14 protein-coding genes and 1 pseudogene are annotated in these 20245 nt (G+C 71.6%); 4 read left to right on the plus strand and 11 right to left on the minus strand.

From position 1 onward, the window contains the following. Window positions 1-31: 31 nt before the first annotated feature. Window positions 32-3328: a S8 family serine peptidase gene (locus ACFYW7_RS01840; RefSeq protein WP_389497030.1), complete on the minus strand. Its 3297-nt coding sequence runs from the start codon at window positions 3326-3328 to the stop codon at window positions 32-34. 244 nt (window positions 3329-3572) lie between these two features. Next, complete coding sequence (locus tag ACFYW7_RS01845; RefSeq protein ID WP_389497031.1) at window positions 3573-4217, minus strand: CGNR zinc finger domain-containing protein; 645 nt, start codon at window positions 4215-4217, stop codon at window positions 3573-3575. 155 nt (window positions 4218-4372) lie between these two features. Here ACFYW7_RS01845 and ACFYW7_RS01850 point away from each other — a divergent pair, with 155 nt between their 5' ends. Both ACFYW7_RS01850 and ACFYW7_RS01855 read left to right on the plus strand, forming a co-directional pair. Beyond that, window positions 4373-5242 carry a pyridoxamine 5'-phosphate oxidase family protein gene (locus ACFYW7_RS01850; protein ID WP_389497032.1) on the plus strand — a complete coding sequence of 290 codons (870 nt, stop codon included), beginning with the start codon at window positions 4373-4375 and terminating at the stop codon, window positions 5240-5242. A gap of 258 nt (window positions 5243-5500) precedes the next feature. After that, window positions 5501-7285 (plus strand): TIGR03767 family metallophosphoesterase, encoded by a 1785-nt coding sequence (locus ACFYW7_RS01855; protein ID WP_389497033.1) that lies wholly within the window; start codon window positions 5501-5503, stop codon window positions 7283-7285. Between the two features lie 73 nt (window positions 7286-7358). On the opposite strand, the gene ACFYW7_RS01860 is transcribed toward ACFYW7_RS01855, so the two are convergent. From ACFYW7_RS01860 to pepN, 3 genes are all read right to left on the minus strand, one after another. Further along, window positions 7359-7937 (minus strand): isochorismatase family protein, encoded by a 579-nt coding sequence (locus ACFYW7_RS01860; RefSeq protein WP_389497034.1) that lies wholly within the window; start codon window positions 7935-7937, stop codon window positions 7359-7361. Between the two features lie 172 nt (window positions 7938-8109). Then, window positions 8110-9162 (minus strand): hypothetical protein, encoded by a 1053-nt coding sequence (locus ACFYW7_RS01865; protein ID WP_389497035.1) that lies wholly within the window; start codon window positions 9160-9162, stop codon window positions 8110-8112. A 293-nt stretch (window positions 9163-9455) separates the two neighbouring features. Then, window positions 9456-12062, minus strand: coding sequence for an aminopeptidase N (gene pepN / locus ACFYW7_RS01870; RefSeq protein ID WP_389497036.1), 2607 nt, complete (start codon window positions 12060-12062; stop codon window positions 9456-9458). A 194-nt stretch (window positions 12063-12256) separates the two neighbouring features. Between pepN and ACFYW7_RS01875 the strand changes: the two genes are divergently transcribed. After that, window positions 12257-12925 carry a DsbA family protein gene (locus ACFYW7_RS01875; RefSeq protein WP_389497037.1) on the plus strand — a complete coding sequence of 223 codons (669 nt, stop codon included), beginning with the start codon at window positions 12257-12259 and terminating at the stop codon, window positions 12923-12925. A 105-nt stretch (window positions 12926-13030) separates the two neighbouring features. Here ACFYW7_RS01875 and ACFYW7_RS01880 read toward each other — a convergent pair whose 3' ends face one another. Further along, window positions 13031-13252 (minus strand): hypothetical protein, encoded by a 222-nt coding sequence (locus ACFYW7_RS01880; RefSeq protein ID WP_389497038.1) that lies wholly within the window; start codon window positions 13250-13252, stop codon window positions 13031-13033. 473 nt (window positions 13253-13725) lie between these two features. On the opposite strand from ACFYW7_RS01880, the gene ACFYW7_RS01885 reads away from it, so the two are divergent. Beyond that, entirely contained in the window at window positions 13726-14352 is a 627-nt protein-coding gene (locus ACFYW7_RS01885; protein ID WP_389497039.1) for a histidine phosphatase family protein, read from the plus strand. Between the two features lie 57 nt (window positions 14353-14409). Here ACFYW7_RS01885 and ACFYW7_RS01890 read toward each other — a convergent pair whose 3' ends face one another. From ACFYW7_RS01890 to ACFYW7_RS01910, 5 genes and pseudogenes are all read right to left on the minus strand, one after another. Continuing rightward, entirely contained in the window at window positions 14410-15804 is a 1395-nt protein-coding gene (locus tag ACFYW7_RS01890; RefSeq protein WP_389497040.1) for an amino acid permease, read from the minus strand. 225 nt (window positions 15805-16029) lie between these two features. After that, the gene (locus ACFYW7_RS01895; RefSeq protein WP_389497041.1) at window positions 16030-16920 is read right to left on the minus strand and encodes a TauD/TfdA dioxygenase family protein; all 891 of its coding nucleotides are present in this window, start codon (window positions 16918-16920) and stop codon (window positions 16030-16032) included. A 101-nt stretch (window positions 16921-17021) separates the two neighbouring features. Next, the gene (locus tag ACFYW7_RS01900) at window positions 17022-18419 is read right to left on the minus strand and encodes an LLM class flavin-dependent oxidoreductase (protein WP_389497042.1); all 1398 of its coding nucleotides are present in this window, start codon (window positions 18417-18419) and stop codon (window positions 17022-17024) included. 167 nt (window positions 18420-18586) lie between these two features. Next, a pseudogene (locus ACFYW7_RS01905) lies at window positions 18587-19315 on the minus strand (ABC transporter ATP-binding protein); the annotation flags it as partial. After that, window positions 19291-20136: an ABC transporter permease gene (locus ACFYW7_RS01910; RefSeq protein ID WP_389498518.1), complete on the minus strand. Its 846-nt coding sequence runs from the start codon at window positions 20134-20136 to the stop codon at window positions 19291-19293. The pseudogene ACFYW7_RS01905 and the gene ACFYW7_RS01910, both read right to left, overlap by 25 nt. Window positions 20137-20245 lie beyond the last annotated feature (109 nt).

The following is a 20245-nucleotide window of genomic DNA, read 5'->3' on the forward strand; positions in this document are numbered from 1 at the left end:
CGGACCGCTCAGGCGGCCGGGGACCACACCCTTACGGCGTGACCTTCTCGATCTTCACACTGCCGGTGCCCGCGACCGTGCCGCGCGCGTTCACCAACTGGACCTGTCCGAAGAACTCGCGTCCCTCGGGCGCCGCGGCGGCGGCCGTGACCGAGCCGGACACCGTGGCCGAGGCACCGGTGGCGAGCTTCACCGGGGTGGAGCCGTCGACCGTGACCGTGCCGAGCGAGGCGGAGAAGAACACGTCCTGGTAGTCGTACGCCGTCGAGCCCGCCGGGACCGAGTAGCCCGCGACCTCGATGGTGTACGTCCCGGCGGCGGGGGCGGCGACGGAGACGGCCTCCTCCGAGTCACCGTCCGCGGACTGTCCGACGACGGTCCCGGCGGCGTTCTTCACCGTCAGGTCGAGGTCGGCGGCGTTGTCCGAGACGTTGCCGATGGCCACGTCGAGCGACGCGGCGCCCGCGGGCACCTCGACCGTGGTGGTCTGCGTCGCACCCTCGGTGATGGTCGGCCGCGCGTTCTTCGAGGAACCGAGCGGGCCGCCCTTCAGCTTGCCGTCGAGCGCGGCGAAGCTGTTCGTCACCTTCCAGGAGGCGGTGGCCGGGGTGCCGACCTTGGCCTCGGGGACGGTCACGACCGCCGGGTCGAACACCGCGCCGAGCACGGCGACATCCAGCTTGTACGGGTTGTCGAGCAGCGGCGAGGTGCGGCGCGCCTCGACCTCGATCTCCCAGACGCCGGCCTGCGGGTCCGCGTACGAACGCACGTCGGCCTTGCAGCCGTTGCCGTCGAGGTAGTTGTTGTAGCAGTACGGGGTACCGGTGTTGTCGACCGGGACGCCGTACGGGTGGATCGCGATGAACCGGGTCTGGCTCTTGTCCTTCAGCCCGCCGATCGCGACCTCCAGGGACTTCGCGCCCTCGGGGACCGTGACGAAGTACGAGGTGGTGCTGTTGCGCTGCACCGAACTCGACGCGGCGTAGGTGTACTTGAGCGGAGCCGAGACCACGACGGTGGACAGGATCTGCTTGTCGACGCCCTCGGTCCGCGGGTCGTCGATCTCCAGGATCGCGCTCTTGAGACCGGCCGACCTCGGCGCGGCCTGGACCTTGACGGTCACCGGCTGGTTCAGCGGCAGCTTCACCTCGTCGGAGCCGACGATCCGGAAGGTGTCGGCGGCGTTGTGCTCGAAGTACAGCTCGTGCCGGATCGCCCGGTCCTCGCCCGACGTGCGGGTGATGGTGACGTCGTACGTCCTGCGCTCGCCGGCCTTGAGACCGCCCTCGCGGTCGTACAGGCCGGTGCCGAAGCCCGGGGTCTTGAGCGCGTAGTCGATCGCGGTGTCGACCGGGGCCTTGACGGTGTACTCGTGGGCGGTGGCGCCGTCCTTGACGGAGTCCCAGGCGTCACCGATGTTGATGAGGCCCGCACCCTCCTCGTACGCCTGGACGCCCTTGGTGTGGTCGGCGGTCGACGTCAGCGCGGTGCGCAGGGTGGCCGGGGTGAGCTCGATGCCCTTCTGCTTCGCCGCGCTGAGCAGCAGCGCCGAGGCGCCCGCGGCCTGCGGGGACGCCATCGAGGTGCCCTGGAGCATCGAGTAGCCGGCCGGCAGGGTGTAGCCCGCCTCGGCGACCGGGGAGCCCGGCAGCCAGGTCTGGGTGGAGTTGATCGAGGCGCCGGGCGCGCTCAGCGTCGGCGTGAAGCCGCCGTCCTCACGCGGGCCGCGCGAGGAGAAGGGCAGCATCGCGTACTTCTTCTCCACCTGCGAGCCGTAGTTGGCGGCCCAGGTCTCCTTGGAGATGGTCGCGCCGACCGAGATGACCTTGTCGGCCAGGCCCGGGTCGCCGATGGTGTTCGCGCCGGGGCCGGAGTTGCCCGCGGAGATCACCAGCTGGACGCCGTAGGTGTCGATGAGACGCGTGTAGAGCTCGGAGCGCGCGTTGTTGCCGTCGTTGAGCGCGGGCAGACCGCCGATGGACATGTTGACGATGTCCACGCCGCGGTTGGCGACGAGGTCGATCATGCCCTCGGTGAGCGCCACGTTGGTGCAGCCGCCGGTCCAGGTGCAGGCACGGGAGGAGACGATCTTCGCGCCGGGCGCGGCGCCGTTCATCTTCCCGCCGAAGAGCCCGTTCGCGGAGGTGATGCCCGCGACGTGGGTGCCGTGCTCGGACTCGATGACGCCGATGTTGACGAAGTCGGCCTTGGCGCCGGTCGACGAGTTGTAGACGACGTCCTTGCGGATCTCCACGACGAACGGCTGCCGCTCGACGACGTCCGTAGCCGGGTCGTCGGTACCGAAGTAGCCGATCTGGAAGCCGTCCTTGTACGGCTTCATCGGCGTGTCGTCGGTGAAGTCGTTGTTGTTGTTCAGGTCGACGGTGACCGTGCCCGCCGCCGCGTTGTAGAGCACGCCCCACGCGTCGGTGGTGTCACCGTCGCGGTTCGCGTCGCCCTTGGCGTCGCCGCCCGTCGTGGCCGACTCCCGGAACACGTTGATCCCGTACGAACCGGCCGGCGCCGTCCACGTCTTGCCGCTGTACGTGAAGGTGGGCCCGGCCACGGAGGTGATCATCGCGCGCCAGGTCGCGTCGCTGTCGAGGATCGGGTCGGTCGAGGTGACCCAGTCGACGATCTTGCGTTCCCCGGTGGTCGTCTTCTGCAGGGCGGGGTGGCCCAGGTCGACGCCGGAGTCCAGGATGCCGATGGTGACGCCCCGGCCGTCCGCCTTCGGGTGGTCCTTGACGAAGTCGACGGCACCCGTCTCGAAGGACGGGTTGTACGGGTTCTCGGCGGGGGTGTTCTTGCCGGGACCCGCGTACGTCGCGGCCGTGGAGGTGTTGCTGCCGTGCTTGGCCGTGTCGGCGCTCGGGGTCGGGTCGTCCAGCGCGATCTCCTGGCGCAGGTCGATCCCGTGCACCGAGGACAGCTTCGCGGCGGCGGCGATGGCCGCGTCCGCCTTGCCCGTCGGGACGGTGGCGCGGATGTAGCCGAGCTTGTCGTAACTGCGGCCCACCGAGCCGCCCTTGACCGCGCCCAGCTCCTCGGCGACCTGTTCGGTCCGGCCGGGAGCCGTGGCGATCATCATCGTGACGTTCTTGTCGCCGTTGGCCTTGGCCTCGGTGAGGAGGTCGGCGTCGGCCGAACCGAGCTTGGCGGCGGCGGACTTGGTGCCGGGGTCGGCCGTGGGCGCGCCCGTGTCCGCGGAGAAGGCCATGGGTATCGGCCCGGCCGCGGAGAGCGCGGCCACCAGGCCCGCGGCCACGGCAATGCGGGCCGCGCGTCTCGCGCCCGATATCGGAGCGCGCTGAGGGTCGGAGGTCATCTGCATCCCTTGGAGGTAAAGGAACGAGCGTGGAACGGCCGGTTCCCGGCGTTCGACGGGGTCCGGTCGCATCAGTCCGGTATGTGAACCCGGATGACCGCTCAGCTTTACCCAAGGGGCAGTTGTTTGGGGAGAGTTGACCGTGGCGGGATGAAGTCATGGCGTACTTCCGCCATACGTCATGCCGTCGATAGCGCGCTATGCGCGGACATCCCGGACAGCGCGGATGTCTCTCTTTGTCGATTCAACTCTCTTTTGTGCGCGCGTAGTGGCGGGATGCCTTCGCGCGATTACCGCAGGCCGCCATCGAGCACCAGCGCCGGGTGCCGTTCCGTGAGGTGTCGAAGAAGTGCAGGACGCACGCGTCGTGGGCGCAGCGGCGGATGCGGTCCGGGGCGGTGGCCAGCAGGTCCAGGTAGTCGCGCGCGGCGAGCCAGGCCGGGCCCCAGGAGGGGTCGTCGAACTCGGGCGTCTCGCCCGGGCCCCGGTCGGTCAGCGTCAGCCGGACGCGCCCGTGCGCCAGCACGGCGTCGACACGGGCGACGCCCCGCGTCGGGGTCGGGGCCGGGGGTGCGGCTGGGGACCCGGTGGCCGCCGGCCCTTCGCCGTCCGGGCTGCTCCCGTCCGGTCCGCTCTCGTCCGGTCCGGTGTCGCCGTGTCCGCCGGGCCGGTCGATCGCGGCGCGCAGGGCGTCACGGGCTTCGAGGGTGTGCCGCAGGACGGTGTCGTCGGCCGGGAAGTCGAGCCCGTTGCCCGCCAGCCAGACCGCGAGGCCCTCGGTGTCGGTCAGCAGGTCCCGTGTCACGCCCTCGTGGATCCAGCGGGTGTTGAGCAGGTCGAGCGAGACCGGCTCGCCGGTGAGCGGGCGGGGGTCGGGGCGGGCGGGCATGGCGGGTCTCCCTTGCTGGCTAACCGCTCAAGAGTAGGTCACCGGTTGACGATCCTCTTTATAACCCTTAATGTCAATGAGAAAGGTTAGTTATCCAGGGCGGCGCCGACCTCGTCCGCGCCGGCCCGCGGCCCCTTCGGGAACCGGGAGCGGTCATGACGTACCACTCGGGCTCACGCGCGATCCAGGACCGTGTCGGCGTCCGCGAGCTCGCCGACCACGTGGGCCGTGCCATCGGCCGGGCCGTCCGCCCGGTGGTCGCCGCCTTCCTCGAACAGCAGCCGATGCTGGTCGTCGGCGCGGCTTCGCGGGGCGGTGGGGTGTGGGCCTCGTTGCTCACCGGGAGGCCCGGCTTCGTGCGAGCCGCAGGCCCCCACCGGATCTCCGTCGTGGGCGGGCTCCGGGCCGGCGATCCGCTCACGGCCGCGCTCGCCACCTCCGGCACGCCCGTCGGCGTCCTCGCCCTCGACCCGCGCACCCGGCGCCGGATCCGCCTGGGCGGCCGGGTCCTGCCGACCCCGCGCGGCTTCGAGGTCGAGGCCGACGAGGTCTTCGGCAACTGCCCCAAGTACCTCCAGAAGAGGGAGGCGTACGAGCTGGTGGCCGACCGCACGGCGGGAGTTTCCCGGCACTCCACGGAACTCACGCCCGCCCAAAGGGAGTTCGTCGGGTCCGCCGACACCTTCTTCCTCGCCACCGTCCACCGGCAGGGCGCCGACGCCGGTCATCGCGGTGGCAACCCCGGCTTCGTACGCGTCGAGGGCCCCACCGAACTCAGCTGGCGGGACTACTCCGGGAACTCCATGTTCCGAAGCCTCGGCAACCTGGAGTGCGACCCGCGGGCCGGCCTGCTCCTCCTGGACTGGACGTCGGGAGCCGTGCTCCAACTGACCGGCACGGCCCGCACGGAGTTCGCCCCCGACGGCGAACGGACCGTGAGGTTCACCCTCACCGAAGCGGTCGAGACGCCCGCCGCCGGCCTCCTGCGCTGGACCGCGCCCGCGTATTCCCCGGCCAATCCCTGAACCCCCGCCCCCGCCCCGGAATCACCTCTTCTACCCCGGAAGATGAACGCGGAGTGACCGTCCACCGGCCGTTCGGACAGGACTCCATGGACGCACAGGGTGTGCCGAGATCGACGTACGGTGATCGGCGCTGCCCGTTGCCGCCCAGTTAACGCACAGGTCATCCCCGCTGCCGACGATCCAGTGTGAGCGGGATGTTCGCCAACCGGAGCATCCCGCGGCCACTGCCGACGCGTTCGCACTCGGGGAGACCGCGCCATGCCGCGCACACGCTCTGTCGCCACCGTACCCGCCCTCAACCGCCGCACCCTGCTGGCCGCCACCGGAGCGGTGTCCCTCACCACGGGAATCGGTCTCGCCCTGCGCCCGCAGGCCTCGGCGCACGCCGCGACCCAGGGGCAGGCGCCCGTCGCCGACTCCGTCGCCCGCTCGGGCCCGCAGACGGGCCCGATCGGCCCGCACGCACCGGCCGCGCTCGTCCCGTACACGCGCGGCACGACCCTGCGGGGCGTCGCCGCCCCGCGGCCCGGCTCCTCCGGGTACCGCCGGCTCGGCGACGGGCCCGGCTGGAAGCGGGTCGTCCGCGATGACCTGGCCGCGGGCAAGCCGGGCCGCGCGGACCGGCGGACCGCGCTGGCCGCGTTCGTGCAGCTCACCGACCTGCACCTGACCGACACCCAGCACCCGCTGCGGACGGAGTACCTGCGCGCCCGGAACACGAGCGCCTGGCGTCCGCAGGAGACGCTGAGCGTCGCGGGCGCGGTCTCCCTGGTGGAGCGGGTCAACTCCCTGCCGGGAGCCCCCGTCACCGGCTCCGACCTGCACTTCGTGATGACGACCGGGGACAACACGGACAACAACTCCAAGACGGAACTGGAGTGGTTCCTGAAGGTCATGAGCGGTGGCCGCATCACCCCGAACAGCGGTGACCCGCGGCACTACGAGGGCGTCCAGGCCAGCGGCCTCAAGACGTACTGGCAGCCCGACGCGGCCCTGCGCGACGCCGACAAGCAGATCGGCTTCCCGCGCATACCGGGCTTCCTGGAGGCGGCGATCCGCGAACTGCGCAGCCCCGGCCTGAGCCTGCCCTGGTACTCCACCGTCGGCAACCACGACGCGCTCCCGCTGGGCTGCTACGGCTCGCACGGCGACTCCTACCTCACCGAGTTCGCCGTCGGCGGCAAGAAGCTGATGTCCCTGGGCGCGGCGGAGTGCGCCGCGCTCGCCAAGAGCCTCAAGAAGGGCACCAGCCCCAAGGGCGCCGAGCTGCACGACCTGCTCAGGGCGCACACCCGGCAGATGCGCTCGGTCACCCCCGACGAGAAGCGCGCCCCGTTCACCCCCGCCGAGTACGTCAAGGCGCACCTCGACCCGGCCCACACCGGACCGGGTCCGATCGGCCACGGCTACTCCTCCGAGAACCTCGCGGCGGGCACCCAGCACTACACGTTCCGCATCGCCGAGGACGTCATCGGCGTCAGCCTCGACACCACCGACCCCGGCGGCCACTACGAGGGCTCCATCGGCACGGCCCAACTGCGCTGGCTGGAGAGGACGCTGCGCGAGAACGAGGACGCGTACGTCATCGTCTTCAGCCACCACACCAGCAAGTCGATGCGCAACACCCACCCCGACCCCGCCCACCCGGCGGAGAGGCGGCACGAGGGGAACGCGGTCGTCGCCCTGCTGGCCAGTTTCAGCAACGTCCTGGCCTGGGTGAACGGTCACACCCACAGGAACGAGATCGTCGCGCACGCCGCTCCCGACAACCGCTCCTTCTGGGAGATCAGCACCGCCTCCCACGTCGACTTCCCGCAACTCGCCCGCATCATCGAGCTGGTGGACAACAGGGACGGCACCCTCTCCCTGTTCACCACCCTCGTCGAGTCCGCCGCCCCGCACACCACGGACTTCTCCGACCTCACCCAGACGGGGCTCGCCGCGCTCTACCGGGAGATCTCCTTCAACACGCCCGGCGCCCGCACCGACCTGTCGGGCAACCCCCGCGACCGCAACACCGAACTGATCCTGAAGAAGGGGTGAACGAGGCTCGGTGAACGCGGCTCGGGCCGCCGCGGCGGGGCCGCCCCCGCGGCCCGACCGCAGCCCTCCCCGGTCAGCCGGTCCGCTGGTCCGCGGCGCTCGGCGCGAAGCTGACCTTCGCCGTCTCGACGGTGCTTCCGAGCCGGCCGGGCGCCTTCTGGAAGCTCCAGTAGAGGTTCGTGTGCGCGATGACCTCGGCCGGGGTGGGGGCGCCGTACGCGGTGAGGTCCTCCGTGGTGTGGGCGTCGCCGACCAGGGTCACGTCGTACCCGCGGGTGAAGGCGCCGTGCAGGGTGGAGCGCACACAGGCGTCGGTCTGGGCACCGGTCACGAGGACATGGCCGACGGCGAGTCCGGCGAGCAGCTCCTCCAGCTCGGTGGCCTCGAACGAGTCGCCGTAGTGCTTGTGGACGACCGGCTCCCCGTCGTGGCGGACCAGCTCCGGCACGTACTGCCAGGACTCGCTGTCCCGCTTCATCTGGTCGTCGGAGTGCTGCACCCAGATCACCGGCACGGCCTCGGCACGGGCCCTGGCGACGAGGGTGTCGATGTTCGCGATCACGGTGCCTAGGTCGTGGGCACCGTCCACCGCTCCGTGCTGCATGTCGATCACCAGCAGCGCGGTGTTCGGGCGATCGGGCAGGGTCGTCATCGGGCTCTCCTGTCTCGTCGTGCGCGTCACGGCAGGCGCGTCGGCCATGGATCACCTGCTCGCCCCACACTAGATCGGGGCACTGACAACGCCACGGGAACGCGGGAAGGGGTCCGTGGGTGAACACCCGCGGACCCCTCCCCTCCCCTCCTGATGCCGCCACGGTCCGTCACTACCGCGGCCGCACCACGACGTACGCCGCCGGATCACGGTCGGTCGAGGCCATCAGCGCGGTGCGCACCACCATGGCCTGCTGCTCCATCGCCTCACGGAGTTTCGCCGGGGTGATGTGGACGACCGTGATGCCCAGCCGCTCCAGATGCTCACGCTTGCGGGCGTACCCGGACCCCGTGGCGTCCTCGCGCTGGCGCGGGGTGCGGGTGTCCAGCTCGACCGCCACCGCCTGCTCGGGCCAGTAGGCGTCCACACCGCCCAGACGCGGCCCCCCGGGCAGCCGCAGGTCGACGTTCCAGACCGGGTCGGGCAGCCCGTGCTCGTAGACCATCCGGTACAGATGGGTCTCCGCGATCGCTCTGCCCTCCGCCTTCAGCGAGTCCACGGCGTCCACCACGTACGGGCGGCCCAGCAGCCGCGCGGTCGTCAACTCCTTGACGACGGAGGCCGGGTCGCAGTGGCCGCCGCGCACCGCCTCCGTCAGCAGCGCGCGGACGGCGTCCGCGTCGGTCAGCTCCGCGACCGCGTCGGCCAGCGCGCGCGGGACGGCGGCGACCGGGACACCGGTCACGAACGCGGGGGCAGGCAGGGACGGCGTGCGCACGATGCGGACACCGCCGGTCGAGCGCAGCCGGCGCAGGCGGGGGACCAGGACGTCGATCGTGTCGAGGGAGAGCAGCGGCCCGACGGAGCTGAAGCCGTGCAGGGCCAGCGCGGCCAGGCCGGTGACGAGCGCGTCCGCGTAGGGCTGGGCGGCGTGCGGCTCCTCGGCGCTCGGCTGGAGGGGGATGCGGGCCGCCGCGGGGGCCGCGGGGGTCCGGGCGGCGTACAGCAGCGCCGCGTGCAGCCGTTCCTCGGAGGTGGGCGGGCCGGGGTGCAGCAGGAAGACCCCGGGAAGGAGCCGCTGCCAGGTTCCGCCGGGCCGGCACCGTTCGTCGGCGTCGGCGACGGTCACGCCCTGACCGCGCAGCTGTGCGGTGGTCAGGACCCGGCGCCGCACGGGGGACAGGTGACGGGGGAGGCGGGGGGAGAGCGGGGGGATGTGGTTCATGAACCGGGGTTTCCCGCCGGGGAACCGTCCTCTAACCCCTGTTACACGCTCGTCGGAGAATCGGGACAAGCACGCCCTAAAGTACGGGCGTTCGACTGCCGAAAGGCGCTGGTCCGGATGAGGATTAATAGGGGTTACGGCTCTGAATACCTGCATCTTGTAACCAGTGGACGGATCGGATCAGTCCACCGGTGAGGACACCGGACGCGGGGGCGACCGGTGGGGGCACCGGACGCGCGGACCCCGGTGCCTCCACCGGGGCCCGCGCGGGCCGGAGAGCGCGGGCCGGCTCCTCAGCCCGCCGCGGCGATGTCGCAGGCCTGCCCCCGCAGGGCCCGGGCCAGGTCGTCCCGTGACTCCAGCACCAGCCGGCGCAGCGCGGGCGGCGCGTCCTCGTGCGCCGCGAGCCAGGCGTCCGTCGCCTCCAGGGTGGCGGGGGAGTCCTGGAGCGAGGGGAACAGCCCCCGGACCACGTCCATGCCGATCTGGATGGACCGATCGGCCCAGACACGGTCGATCGCGGCGAAGTACTTGGCGGTGTAGGGCGCCAGCAGGTCCCGTCGGGACGGCTGGCCGAAGCCGGAGATCGTCGCCTCGACGAGGGCGTTGGAGAGCGCGTCGGACTCCACGACCGCGGACCAGGCCTGGGCCTTGACCGCCGCGGAGGGGCGGGCGGCGAGACAGCGGACCTGGTGCCGCTTGCCGGACGCCGTGTCGTCACGGGCGAGTTCGGCGGCGATCACGGACTCGTCGGCGACCCCGTGCGCGGCCAGCGGTTCGAGGAGGGCCCAGCGCAGCTCCTGGTCGACCGCCAGTCCGTCGATCTTCGCGGTTTCCTCCAACAGGCCCTGGAGCAGCTGGAGATCGGCCTCGCTCGACGCGATGGTGGCGAAGAAGCGGGCCCAGGCGAGCTGGTGCTGGCTGCCCGGTTCGGCGAGCCGCAGTTCCTTCAACGCGCCCTCGGCCAGCAGTCGTCCGCCCTCCGCGCGCCAGTCGGGCGCCACGTAGTGGACGAGCGCGGAGTTGGCCCAGGCGTGCAGCATCTGGAGCACGCCGATGTCGGACTCGCGGCCCCCGAAACGCAGCACCAGGCCGATGAAGTCCCGGGCGGGCATCAGCGCGTCGCGCGTGAGGTTCCACAGAGCGGACCAGCACAGGGCCCGCGCGAGCGGATCGGTCATCTCGCCGAGCGCGTCCCGCAGCGTGGCCAGTGAGCCCTCGTCGAAGCGGATCTTGCAGTAGGTGAGGTCGTCGTCGTTGACGAGGACGAGCTCGGGGGCCTCGGCGCCGACCAGGTCGGTGACGACCGTGCGCGGCCCGTCGACGTCCACCTCGGCGCGCGCGTAGCGGACGAGCGAGCCGTCCCCTCCCTCGCGCAGCGACTGCCTGCGGTAGAGGCCCACGGCCACGCGGTGCGGGCGCAGTTCGGGGTGCGACTCGGCGGCCTCCTGGAGGATCGCCAGCTCGGTGACGCGGCCGTCCGAGCTCAGGATCACCTGCGGGGTCAGGGAGTTGACGCCCGCGGTCTGGAGCCAGGACCGGGCCCAGGTGGCCATGTCGCGGCCGCTCGTCTCCTCCAGGACCGACAGCAGGTCGCCGAGGCGCGTGTTGCCGTACGCGTTCCGCTTGAAGTAGCGGCGGGCGCCCTCCAGGAAGGCGTCCTGCCCGACGTACGCCACCAACTGCTTGAGGACCGAGGCACCCTTGGCGTAGGTGATGCCGTCGAAGTTCAGCTTGGCGTCCTGCAGGTCACGGATGTCGGCCGTGATGGGGTGGGTGGACGGCAGTTGGTCGGCTCGGTAGGCCCAGGCCTTGCGACGGTTGGCGAAGGTGATCCAGGCGTCGGTGAAGCGGGTCGCGCCGACGTTCGCGAACGTGCCCATGAAGTCGGCGAAGGACTCCTTCAGCCACAGGTCGTCCCACCACACCATGGTGACCAGGTCGCCGAACCACATGTGCGCCATCTCGTGCAGGATGACGTTCGCGCGCGCCTCGTACGACGTCTGCGTCACCTTGCCGCGGAAGATGTACTCCTCGCGGAAGGTGACGAGACCCGGGTTCTCCATCGCGCCGAGGTTGTACTCCGGCACGAACGCCTGGTCGTACTTCCCGAAGGGGTACGGGTAGTCGAAGTGGTCGTGGAAGAAGTCGAGCCCCTGCTTGGTCACCAGGAACACGTCGTCGGCGTCGAAGTGCGGGGCCAGGCCCTTGCGGCACATCGCGCCGAGGGGGATCTCCAGCGTCGTACCGTCGTCGAAGGCGCGGGAGTAGGAGTCCGTCACGTAGTGGTACGGGCCGGCCACGACCGCCGTGATGTACGTCGAGATCGGCTTGGTCTCGGCGAACCTCCAGACGCCGTCCGTGAGTTCACCGAGTCCGTTGCTCCAGACGGTCCAGCCCTCGGGGGCCCGCACCTCGAAGCGGAACGGCGCCTTGAGGTCGGGCTGCTCGAAGTTCGCGAAGACGCGCCGGGCGTCGGCGGGCTCGTACTGCGTGTACAGGTACACCTCGCCGTCCTCGGGGTCGACGAAGCGGTGCATGCCCTCGCCGGTGCGGGAGTAGGCGCACCGCGCGTCGACGACGAGCTCGTTCTCGGCGGCGAGGTCCTCCAGCCGGATCCGGGAGCCGTCGAAGACCTCGCCCGGGTCGAGGTCCCGGCCGTTGAGCGAGACGGCGGTCACCCGCGGCGCGATCAGGTCGGCGAAGGAGGCGGCGCCCGCGTCGGCGCAGCGGAAGCGGAGCGTGGTCACCGAGCGGAAGGTGCGGGGCTCGCCGGGTGCCGGGTCGGGCTCCGTCTCCCCGACGGCCGAGCGCAGGTCGAGGAAGACGTCGTAGCTGTCGACGGACAGCAGTGCCGCCCGCTCCTGGGCCTCGTCGCGGGACAGGTTCTCACCGGGCACGGCTGCACTCCCTCATGGCGTCATAGACATGCGCGAACAGGACCGATCCTGCCATGTGCCCCTGACGCCGGACGCTGTGGCGGCGGAGACACAGGGGAATCCCTCGAACCCGCGGGAATCGCGCAGACCCGCGGGAATGGTGCGGGTGAGTGCCGGTGTTCGCCAGGGAAAGGACCGCGTTATAGAGGAGAGCCATGCCCGAGCAGACCGCTCAGACCAGTTCCGGCAAGACCCCCGTCGACTTCTGGTTCGACCCGCTGTGCCCCTGGGCCTGGATGACCTCGCGGTGGGTGCTGGAAGTGGAGAAGGTCCGCGACATCGAGGTGCGCTGGCACATCATGAGCCTCGCCGTACTGAACGAGCCCAAGCTGGACGAGCTTCCCGACCACTACCGCGAGATGCTCGCGACCACGGCGTGGCAGCCGGTCAAGGTGGTCACCGCCGCCTGGCAGAAGCACGGCGCCGACGTCCTCGGCCCGCTGTACACCGCGCTCGGCACCCGCTTCCACAACGAGGGCACGGGCCCGACCAAGGAGGCCATAGCGGGTGCTCTGGAAGAGGTCGGGCTGCCCGCCGACCTGATCGACTACGCCGACCAGGCGGACTTCGAGTTCGACGCCGAGCTGCGCGCCTCGCACAAGGAGGGCATCGAGAAGGTCGGCCAGGACGTCGGTACCCCGGTCATCGCCGTTCCCGGCGCCGACGGCGAGCAGCTCGCCTTCTTCGGCCCGGTCGTCACCCCGACCCCCCAGGGCGAGGACGCGGCCAGGCTCTGGGACGGCACGCTCCTGGTCGCCTCGGTGCCGGGCTTCTACGAGATCAAGCGCACCCGTACGGCGGGACCGGACTTCAGCAACCTGTAGTCGGCTCCGGTCCGGGGCCGGCCACGGCGCGCCGGCCCCGGGTTCGCAGGCCCCGGTTTCGCAGGCCCCGGGCGGTCCGCCACCGGTGGCGGACCGCCCGGCGTCCTACTTGGCGGCCTTCTTGGGGTCGGCGTCGGGTTCGGGGAAGTCACCGCCGACCCACCACTTGGTCTGGCGCTGGAAGCGGCGGCAGTCGGTGGTGGCGCAGCGGTGGTAGGCCGCCGGGTCGTTCACGTCCTTGATCTTGCGCACCGCCGCCTCCTCGTCCTTGGTGAGTCGGCGGAACTTCTGCAGCGGTCCTCCGCAGTTCGGGCAGCGCACGTACACGGCGACACCTCCGTAGGAGAGCGGTCCGTCCGGGAACGGTCGGTGGGGAACGACGGCAAGGGCGAGGAGCGCCCGGCGCCGGACACCGTCCCTCGCGAGCGTAAGGGTTCGAGGGGCGACGGCGGGGGCGGTATCCGTCCGGCCGCGCCCGGATTTCGGGAGCGGCGGCAGCTCGGCTCCGCGATACCCGTCCGCCCGGTCCCCGTCCGCCCTGCCCCCCCTCCGGCGGAGCCCGGGCCGGGCCCGGCGAGCTGGTGCCGGAAGTCCGCGGCGGGGGCGCGGCCGACACTCCCACCGCCACCGCGGAATCTCCGCGTCCGGACTCCGGGCGGTCCTCCGACCCATTCCACCGGTACGGCACGGTTCGCCGCCCCGCTACGCCCGGTTCGTCGCCGGGCCGCGGCGACGGGCCGGTCCGCGGCTTCCCCCGCGGCGCGCGCACGGGCGCGTCCGGACCTGGATACTGCGGCCTCATGAGTACAACGAGCCGCAGCGCGACCCTCCTCCTGGCCCGGCACGGGCAGACCGTCTGGCACGCGGAGAACCGCTATGCCGGCGTGAGCGACGTCCCCCTCAGCGACGAGGGCCGCGCCCAGGCGGAGGCACTCGGACGCTGGGCGGTCGCGCACCCTGTCGACGCGATCTGGACCTCGACCATGTCCCGCGCCGTCGCCACCGCCGAGCCCGCGTGCCACGCCCTCGGGCTGGATCCGCGCCGCGAACCCACCCTGCGCGAATGCGATTTCGGCGTGCTGGAGGGCCGTACGCTCGCCGAGTTCGAGGCCGAGAACCCGGTCCGGGCGAAGGCGTTCCGGGCCGATCCGGTGTCGTACCCCTTCCCGGAGGCGGAGGATCCGCGCACCGCGGCGGCCCGGGGAACGCGCGCCCTGCGCCACATCGCCGCGGCCCATCCCGGCGAACGCGTGCTGGTGGTCGCCCACAACACCCTGCTGCGTCTGGTGCTGTGCTCCGCCCTGTCCATCCCCCTGGGCGAGTACCGCCGGGTCCTGCCCGCCCTCGCCGACGCGGCGATCACCGAACTCCGGGTGGAGGACGGGTCGGCCGCGCTGGTCTCGCTCAACGTGCCGTGCGCACAGTGACGGCGTGACCCCGCGAGGTACGTCCTCGCGGGGTCACGCGGCGCGGCGGTCCACCGGTCAGGCGCGGGCGCGCGCCCGCTGCCGGGCGTGGCCCACGGCCGCCAGCAGCAGCGTCATGGCGCCCGTCGCGTACAACTGCGTCCGGGTGCCGGGCTCCCGGGCCATCAGGGCGAGGATCGCCACCATGCCCGCCAGCGCGACCCAGGTCAGCGCCGGGAACGCCCACATCCGGACGACCAGTTTCTGCGGTGCCTCCCGGTCCAGGCGGCGCCGCAGCCGCAGCTGCGAGACGGCGATGAACATCCAGACGACCAGGATCACCGCGCCGATCATGTTCAGCAGCCAGGGGAAGACGTCGTCCGGACGCCAGTAGCTGAGAACGACACAGCCGAACCCGAAGACGCAGGAGACGAGCACCGCGATCCGCGGCACCCCGGAGGAGACCCGGCCCAGCGCCTTCGGGCCCTGGCCGCGCTCCACGAGGGAGTAGGCGATGCGCGAGGAGCCGTAGACGTTGGCGTTCATCGCCGACAGCAGTGCCACGAGCACGACCACGTTCATCAGCTGCCCGGCGCCGGGGATGCCGAGGTGTTCGAGCGCGGCGACGTAGGGGCCCCGCTCGACGACCGCCTTCGAGTCCCAGGGGACGAGGGTGACGATGACCGCCATCGAGCCGATGTAGAAGAGCGCGATGCGCCACATGGCGGTGCGGACGGCGCTCGCGACCCCCTTGACCGGGTTCTCGGACTCGGCCGCCGCGATCGTCACGGTCTCCAGCCCGCCGTACGCGAACACCGACGCGAGCAGACCGATCACGAGCCCCTCCCCGCCGTTCGGCAGGAAGCCTCCTTCGCCGGTGAGGTTCGCGGTGCCCGGCGCCGCGGTGCCCGGCAGCACACCGGCGATCGCCAGCACTCCGAGCACCAGGAACAGCGTGATGGCTCCGACCTTCAATGCCGCGAACCAGAACTCGAACTCGCCGAAGTTCTTCACGGCGGCGAGGTTGGTGACGCAGAAGACGACCACGAACAGCGCCACCCAGGCCCACTCGGGGGTGCCGGGCAGCCAGCCGGTGACGATCTTCGCGGCGCCGATGCCCTCCAGGCCGACGGCCGTGCAGAGCAGTACCCAGAAGGACCAGCCCGCCGCGAAGCCGGCCCAGGGGCCGATCGCCCGCTCGGCGTGCGCGGAGAAGGAACCGGAGGACGGATACGCGGCCGACATCTCGCCGAGCATCCGCATCACCAGCATGACGAGCAGACCGGAGACGGCGTAGGCGACGACGATGGACGGACCGGCGGCGGCGATGCCCGCGCCGGAGCCGACGAACAGTCCGGCGCCGATCACCCCGCCGAGGGCGATCATCGACAGATGGCGCTGCTTCAGGCCGTGCGAGAGCGGGGCGTCCGCGGCGGTGGTGCCGGTCGGGGCGTCGAGGGTGGGACGGGACATGGGCGTGGGGGATTCCTTGCGGGTGAGCGGCGAAAACGCCCACAGTCTGGGCAGCCCCGCCGATCGTGGGACGGGGCCGCCCAGAATGTGGACGTGATCCATGCGGAGCGTGAGATTCCGTTCACCGTCGGTCCGTGACCGGCCGGCGGCCGGCTTCCGCACCCTCCGGGGCGGTCCACCCCGTCACGCCATGGGTCTCACGCCGTCCGTCTCAGGCCGTCGGTCTCAGGCCACCGACGTGTAGTGCGACGCGTCGCCCGCGATCGAGGTGCTCTCCTTGCCCTCGACGCCGACCGGCACGTCACCGGCGACGGTCACCCGGTGCAGCCGGCGCGGCTGGTCGTCGTAGTTGTCGATGGCGTAGTGCTGGGTGATCCGGTTGTCGAACAGGACCAGCTGGTTCGGGGACCAGCGCCAGCGCAGCACGTTCTCGGGCCGGGTCACGTACGCCTGGAGCAGGTCGAGGATCTTGCGGGACTCGCCGACCGACAGCCCGACGATCCGCTGCGCGAACCCGCCGATGAACAGCCCGCGTTCACCCGTCAGCGGGTGGACCCGGACGACCGGGTGCGCGGTGCGGAACGCGATGGACGTGAACTGGGCGCGCTGTGCGGCCTGTTCCTCGCCTATGGCCTCGTCCGGCACCGCGTAGTCGTAGTCGTTGGTGTGCTCGGCCCACAGGGTGTCGGCGAACGCGCGGAGCGGTTCGGGCAGATCGCGGTAGGCGGCCGCGGAGTTGGCGATGAGCGTCTCGCCGCCGTACGGCGGGACGGTGATGCTGCGCAGGGTGCTGGCCTGGGGCGGGTTCAGCACGAAGGTCACGTCGGTGTGCCAGTGGTTGGCGCGACCCCGCTCGCTGTCCACGGGCAGCACGTTCGGGGCGCCGTCCACGGCGGGCACGGTGGGGTGCGCGGTGGTGAGGTCGCCGAAGTGACGGGCGAAGGCCTGCTGGCCCTCGTCGTCCAGGTCGACGTCGTCGAAGACCAGCGCCTTGTGCTGGTTGAGCGCGGTGCGCAGGGCGGAGACGGTGATGTCGTCCAGGGGCTTGGAGATGTCGACGCCGGTGACGCGGGCACCGATGTGCGCGGTGACCTTCTGGATCTCGATGTCTGTCATGGAGTGCGGGTCCTTTCGGATCGGGTGGATCGGCGGATCAGTCGATCGGCGGTGGATCGGTGGAAGTCGGGCAGGGCGACGCGGTGGTGGCCGGGGCGGATTCAGGCGAGGGCGGTCGCGGGCGCCGTGACCGTCGGCGCGGTGGCCGGAGTGGTCGTGGTGGTCGCGGCCGGGATCGTGTAGCGGTTGGCCGGACGTGGGAGGCCGTAGCGCTCCCGCAGGGTCTGCCGGGGTCCGTACTCCCGGCGGAGCAGGCCGCGTTCGCGCAGGATCGGCACCACGTGGTCCACGAAGAGGTCGAGGCCGGACGGCAGGACGGCGGGCATGATGTTGAAGCCGTCGGCGGCGCCGTTCCGGAACCACTCCTCGATCGCGTCGGCGACCTGCTCCGGCGTACCGGCGAAGGTCAGGTGCCCGCGCCCGCCGCCGAGCCGGCCGATCAGCTCGCGGACGGTGAGCCGCTCGCGCCGCGCCAGCTCCACGACGAGGGTGTAGCGGCTCTTGGCCCCCTCGATCGCGCTCTCCGGCGGCAGGCCGGCGGGCAGCGGCTCGTCCAGACCGAGGGTGCCCGGCTCCAGGTGGAGCAGGTGCTCCAGGCGGTGCAGCCCGTGCTCGTACACGATGTGGTCCTCGAGGACCCGTTCCCGGTCGCGCGCCTCGGCCTCGGTCGAGCCGATGACCGGGACGATCCCGGGCAGGATCTTGATGTGGTCCGGGTCCCGGCCGGCCCGCTCGGTGCGGGACTTGAGGTCGGCGTAGAAGTCCTGCGCGTCCGCGAGGGTCTGCTGGGCGGTGAACACCGCCTCCGCGTACCGGGCCGCGAACCGCTTGCCGTCCAGCGAGGAGCCGGCCTGCACGAGGAGCGGGTGACCCTGCGGCGTACGGGGCACGTTGAGCGCGCCCTCCACACGGAAGTACGTCCCCTGGTGGCGGGCCGGATGGATCTTGTCCGGGTCGCCCCAGACACCGGCCGCCTTGTCCGCGAGGACCAGGTCGTCCTCCCAGCTGTCCCAGAGCTTGAGCGCCACGTCCAGGAACTCGGCGGCGCGCTCGTAGCGGGTGGCGTGCGCGGGCTCGTCGTCGAGGCCGAAGTTGCGGGCGGCCTCCGCGCCCGCGGTGGTGACGATGTTCCAGCCCGCGCGGCCCCCGCTGATGTGGTCCAGGGAGGCGAGTCTGCGGGCCAGGTTGTAGGGGGAGTTGTAGGACGTGGAGGCGGTGGCGATCAGACCGATGTGCTCGGTGGCCGTGGCCAGCGCGGTGAGCAGGGTGATCGGTTCGAGGGCGCCGGCCGGACGCTGGCCCACGTTGTTGAACAGGACCGGGCCGTCGGCGAGGAAGAGGGAGTCGAACGTGCCGCGTTCGGCGATCCGGGCGAGACGCACGTAGTGGTCCGTCTCCACGTGGGCCAGCGGATCGCTCTCCGGGAGCCGCCAGGAGGCCTCGTGGTGACCGGTGTTCATCAGAAACGCGTTGAGATGGAGTCGGCGCGGGCTGGTCACGGGTGCTTCTCCTCCTGGTGCGCGGGCACGTCAGGCCCGGCGTTCTCATCGGGCGCGTCCGGTCCCGGGACGGGGTGTCCCGCCGCGCTGTCCGGTCCGGCCCCGGGATGTCCCGTCGCCGCGTGTTCCGCTTCCTGCGGCCCTGTCGTCGCGCCCCTTCCCGTCACGTCCTCGGTCACCCCGAGGGCGTTCAGCAGGAGTTCGCGGTACTCGCCGAGCAGCGGATCGCGGTACGAGCGGGGGTGCGGGCGGTCGATGGCCAGGTCGAGGCCGATGCGGCCCCGGTCGAGCACGAGCACCCGGTCGGCCAGCACGATCGCCTCGTCCACGTCGTGCGTGACGAGCAGCACGGACGGCCGGTGGCGCTCCCACAGTTCGCGCAGCAGCACGTGCATCCGGATCCGGGTGAGCGCGTCCAGCGCCCCGAACGGCTCGTCGGCGAGGAGCAGTTCGGGCTCCCGTACGAGGGAACGGGCCAGCGCCGCACGTTGCGCCTCGCCGCCGGACAGCTCGTTGGGCCAGGCCCGCTCGCGTCCCGCGAGTCCCACCTCGGCGAGGGCGGAACGGCCCTTCTCCGCCGCCTCCCTGCCGTCCGTGCCGAGCAGGACGTTGTCGAGGACGCGGCGCCAGGGCAGCAGCCGGGAATCCTGGAAGACGACGGACACCCTTTCCGGGGCGGTGAGTTCCCCGCTTCCGGCGACGTCGTGATCGAGTCCGGCGATGGCGCGCAGCAGGGTGCTCTTGCCGGAGCCGCTGTGTCCGAGCAGGGCGGTGAACTGGCCAGCGGGCAGGTCGAGGTCGATGTCGTCGAGGACGATGCGGCCTTCGAACGACCTGGTGAGGCCGTGCAGCCGGACGGTGTGGTGACGGGTCAGCTGCTCAGTGTGCGTCGCCATGACAGCACCTTCCGTTCGATGAGACGAACCGCGCTGTCGGAGACGAGCCCGAAGATGCCGTAGATCAGCAGGCCGACGAGGATGATGTCGGTCCGCCCGTAGTTCTGGGCCTGGAACATCATGTAGCCGAGGCCGCTGGTGGCGTTGATCTGTTCCAGGACGACCAGGGAGAGCCAGGAGCCGGTCACCCCGAGCCGCAGTCCGACGAAGAAGCCGGGCAGCGCGCCGGGGATCACGATCTCCCGGACGAAACGGAGCCTCGACAGGCCCTGGACCTCGGCGAGTTCCACGAACCGGTGGTCGATGCCGGACAGCGCGGAGTGCAGGTTCAGGTAGATCGGGATGTAGACGACGATGGCGATGATCGCGATCTTGAACGTCTCGCCGATGCCGAGCCACAGGATGAACAGCGGGATCAGGCCGAGGGTCGGGATCGCCCGGTTGAGCTGTACGGTCCCGTCGATCAGCGCCTCCCCGACCCGGCTGAGCCCGGAGGCTAGGGCGAGGACGACGCCGGCGCTCAGGCCGAGAGCGAACCCGTATCCCGCGCGCTCCAGGGACGTCAGCACATCGGTGGGCAGGGTGCCGTCGGTCCACAGGTGGCCGGTGGTCCTCAGCACCGTCCAGGGCGCGGGGATCGCGCCGGGATCGAGCTGCCCGGTGGCGGAGGCGAGCGCCCACAGGGCGAGGAACAGCACCGGCCCGATCAGCCGGGAGGCGGGCAGTGGTTTGCCGGGCGCGAGACCGCGGCGCCGCGAGCGACGAGACCGACGATACGGGCGACCGCTCGCGCCGGCCTCGTCCTCCGATGAGGCCGGGATCCGATCCGGGGCAGGCTCGGTGGCGGTGGCGGTGGCGGCTTCGGTGGGCGGGGCGGAGGCGGGGGCGGGCCCGTCCTCGACCGCGGACGGCGGGGCGGTGGAGGGAGCG

This window comes from Streptomyces sp. NPDC002580 (genome assembly GCF_042889485.1).
Lineage (GTDB): Bacteria > Actinomycetota > Actinomycetes > Streptomycetales > Streptomycetaceae > Streptomyces.

Bases quoted from the DNA above. Each gene is read 5' to 3' on its own strand.
- ACFYW7_RS01865 (WP_389497035.1), bottom strand. From the start codon at position 9,162: ATGAACCACATCCCCCCGCTCTCCCCCCGCCTCCCCCGTCACCTGTCC.
- ACFYW7_RS01860 (WP_389497034.1), bottom strand. From the start codon at position 7,937: ATGACGACCCTGCCCGATCGCCCGAACACCGCGCTGCTGGTGATCGAC.
- ACFYW7_RS01890 (WP_389497040.1), bottom strand. From the start codon at position 15,804: ATGTCCCGTCCCACCCTCGACGCCCCGACCGGCACCACCGCCGCGGAC.
- ACFYW7_RS01875 (WP_389497037.1), top strand. From the start codon at position 12,257: ATGCCCGAGCAGACCGCTCAGACCAGTTCCGGCAAGACCCCCGTCGAC.
- ACFYW7_RS01895 (WP_389497041.1), bottom strand. From the start codon at position 16,920: ATGACAGACATCGAGATCCAGAAGGTCACCGCGCACATCGGTGCCCGC.
- ACFYW7_RS01850 (WP_389497032.1), top strand. From the start codon at position 4,373: ATGACGTACCACTCGGGCTCACGCGCGATCCAGGACCGTGTCGGCGTC.
- ACFYW7_RS01840 (WP_389497030.1), bottom strand. From the start codon at position 3,328: ATGACCTCCGACCCTCAGCGCGCTCCGATATCGGGCGCGAGACGCGCG.
- ACFYW7_RS01855 (WP_389497033.1), top strand. From the start codon at position 5,501: ATGCCGCGCACACGCTCTGTCGCCACCGTACCCGCCCTCAACCGCCGC.
- ACFYW7_RS01845 (WP_389497031.1), bottom strand. From the start codon at position 4,217: ATGCCCGCCCGCCCCGACCCCCGCCCGCTCACCGGCGAGCCGGTCTCG.
- ACFYW7_RS01885 (WP_389497039.1), top strand. From the start codon at position 13,726: ATGAGTACAACGAGCCGCAGCGCGACCCTCCTCCTGGCCCGGCACGGG.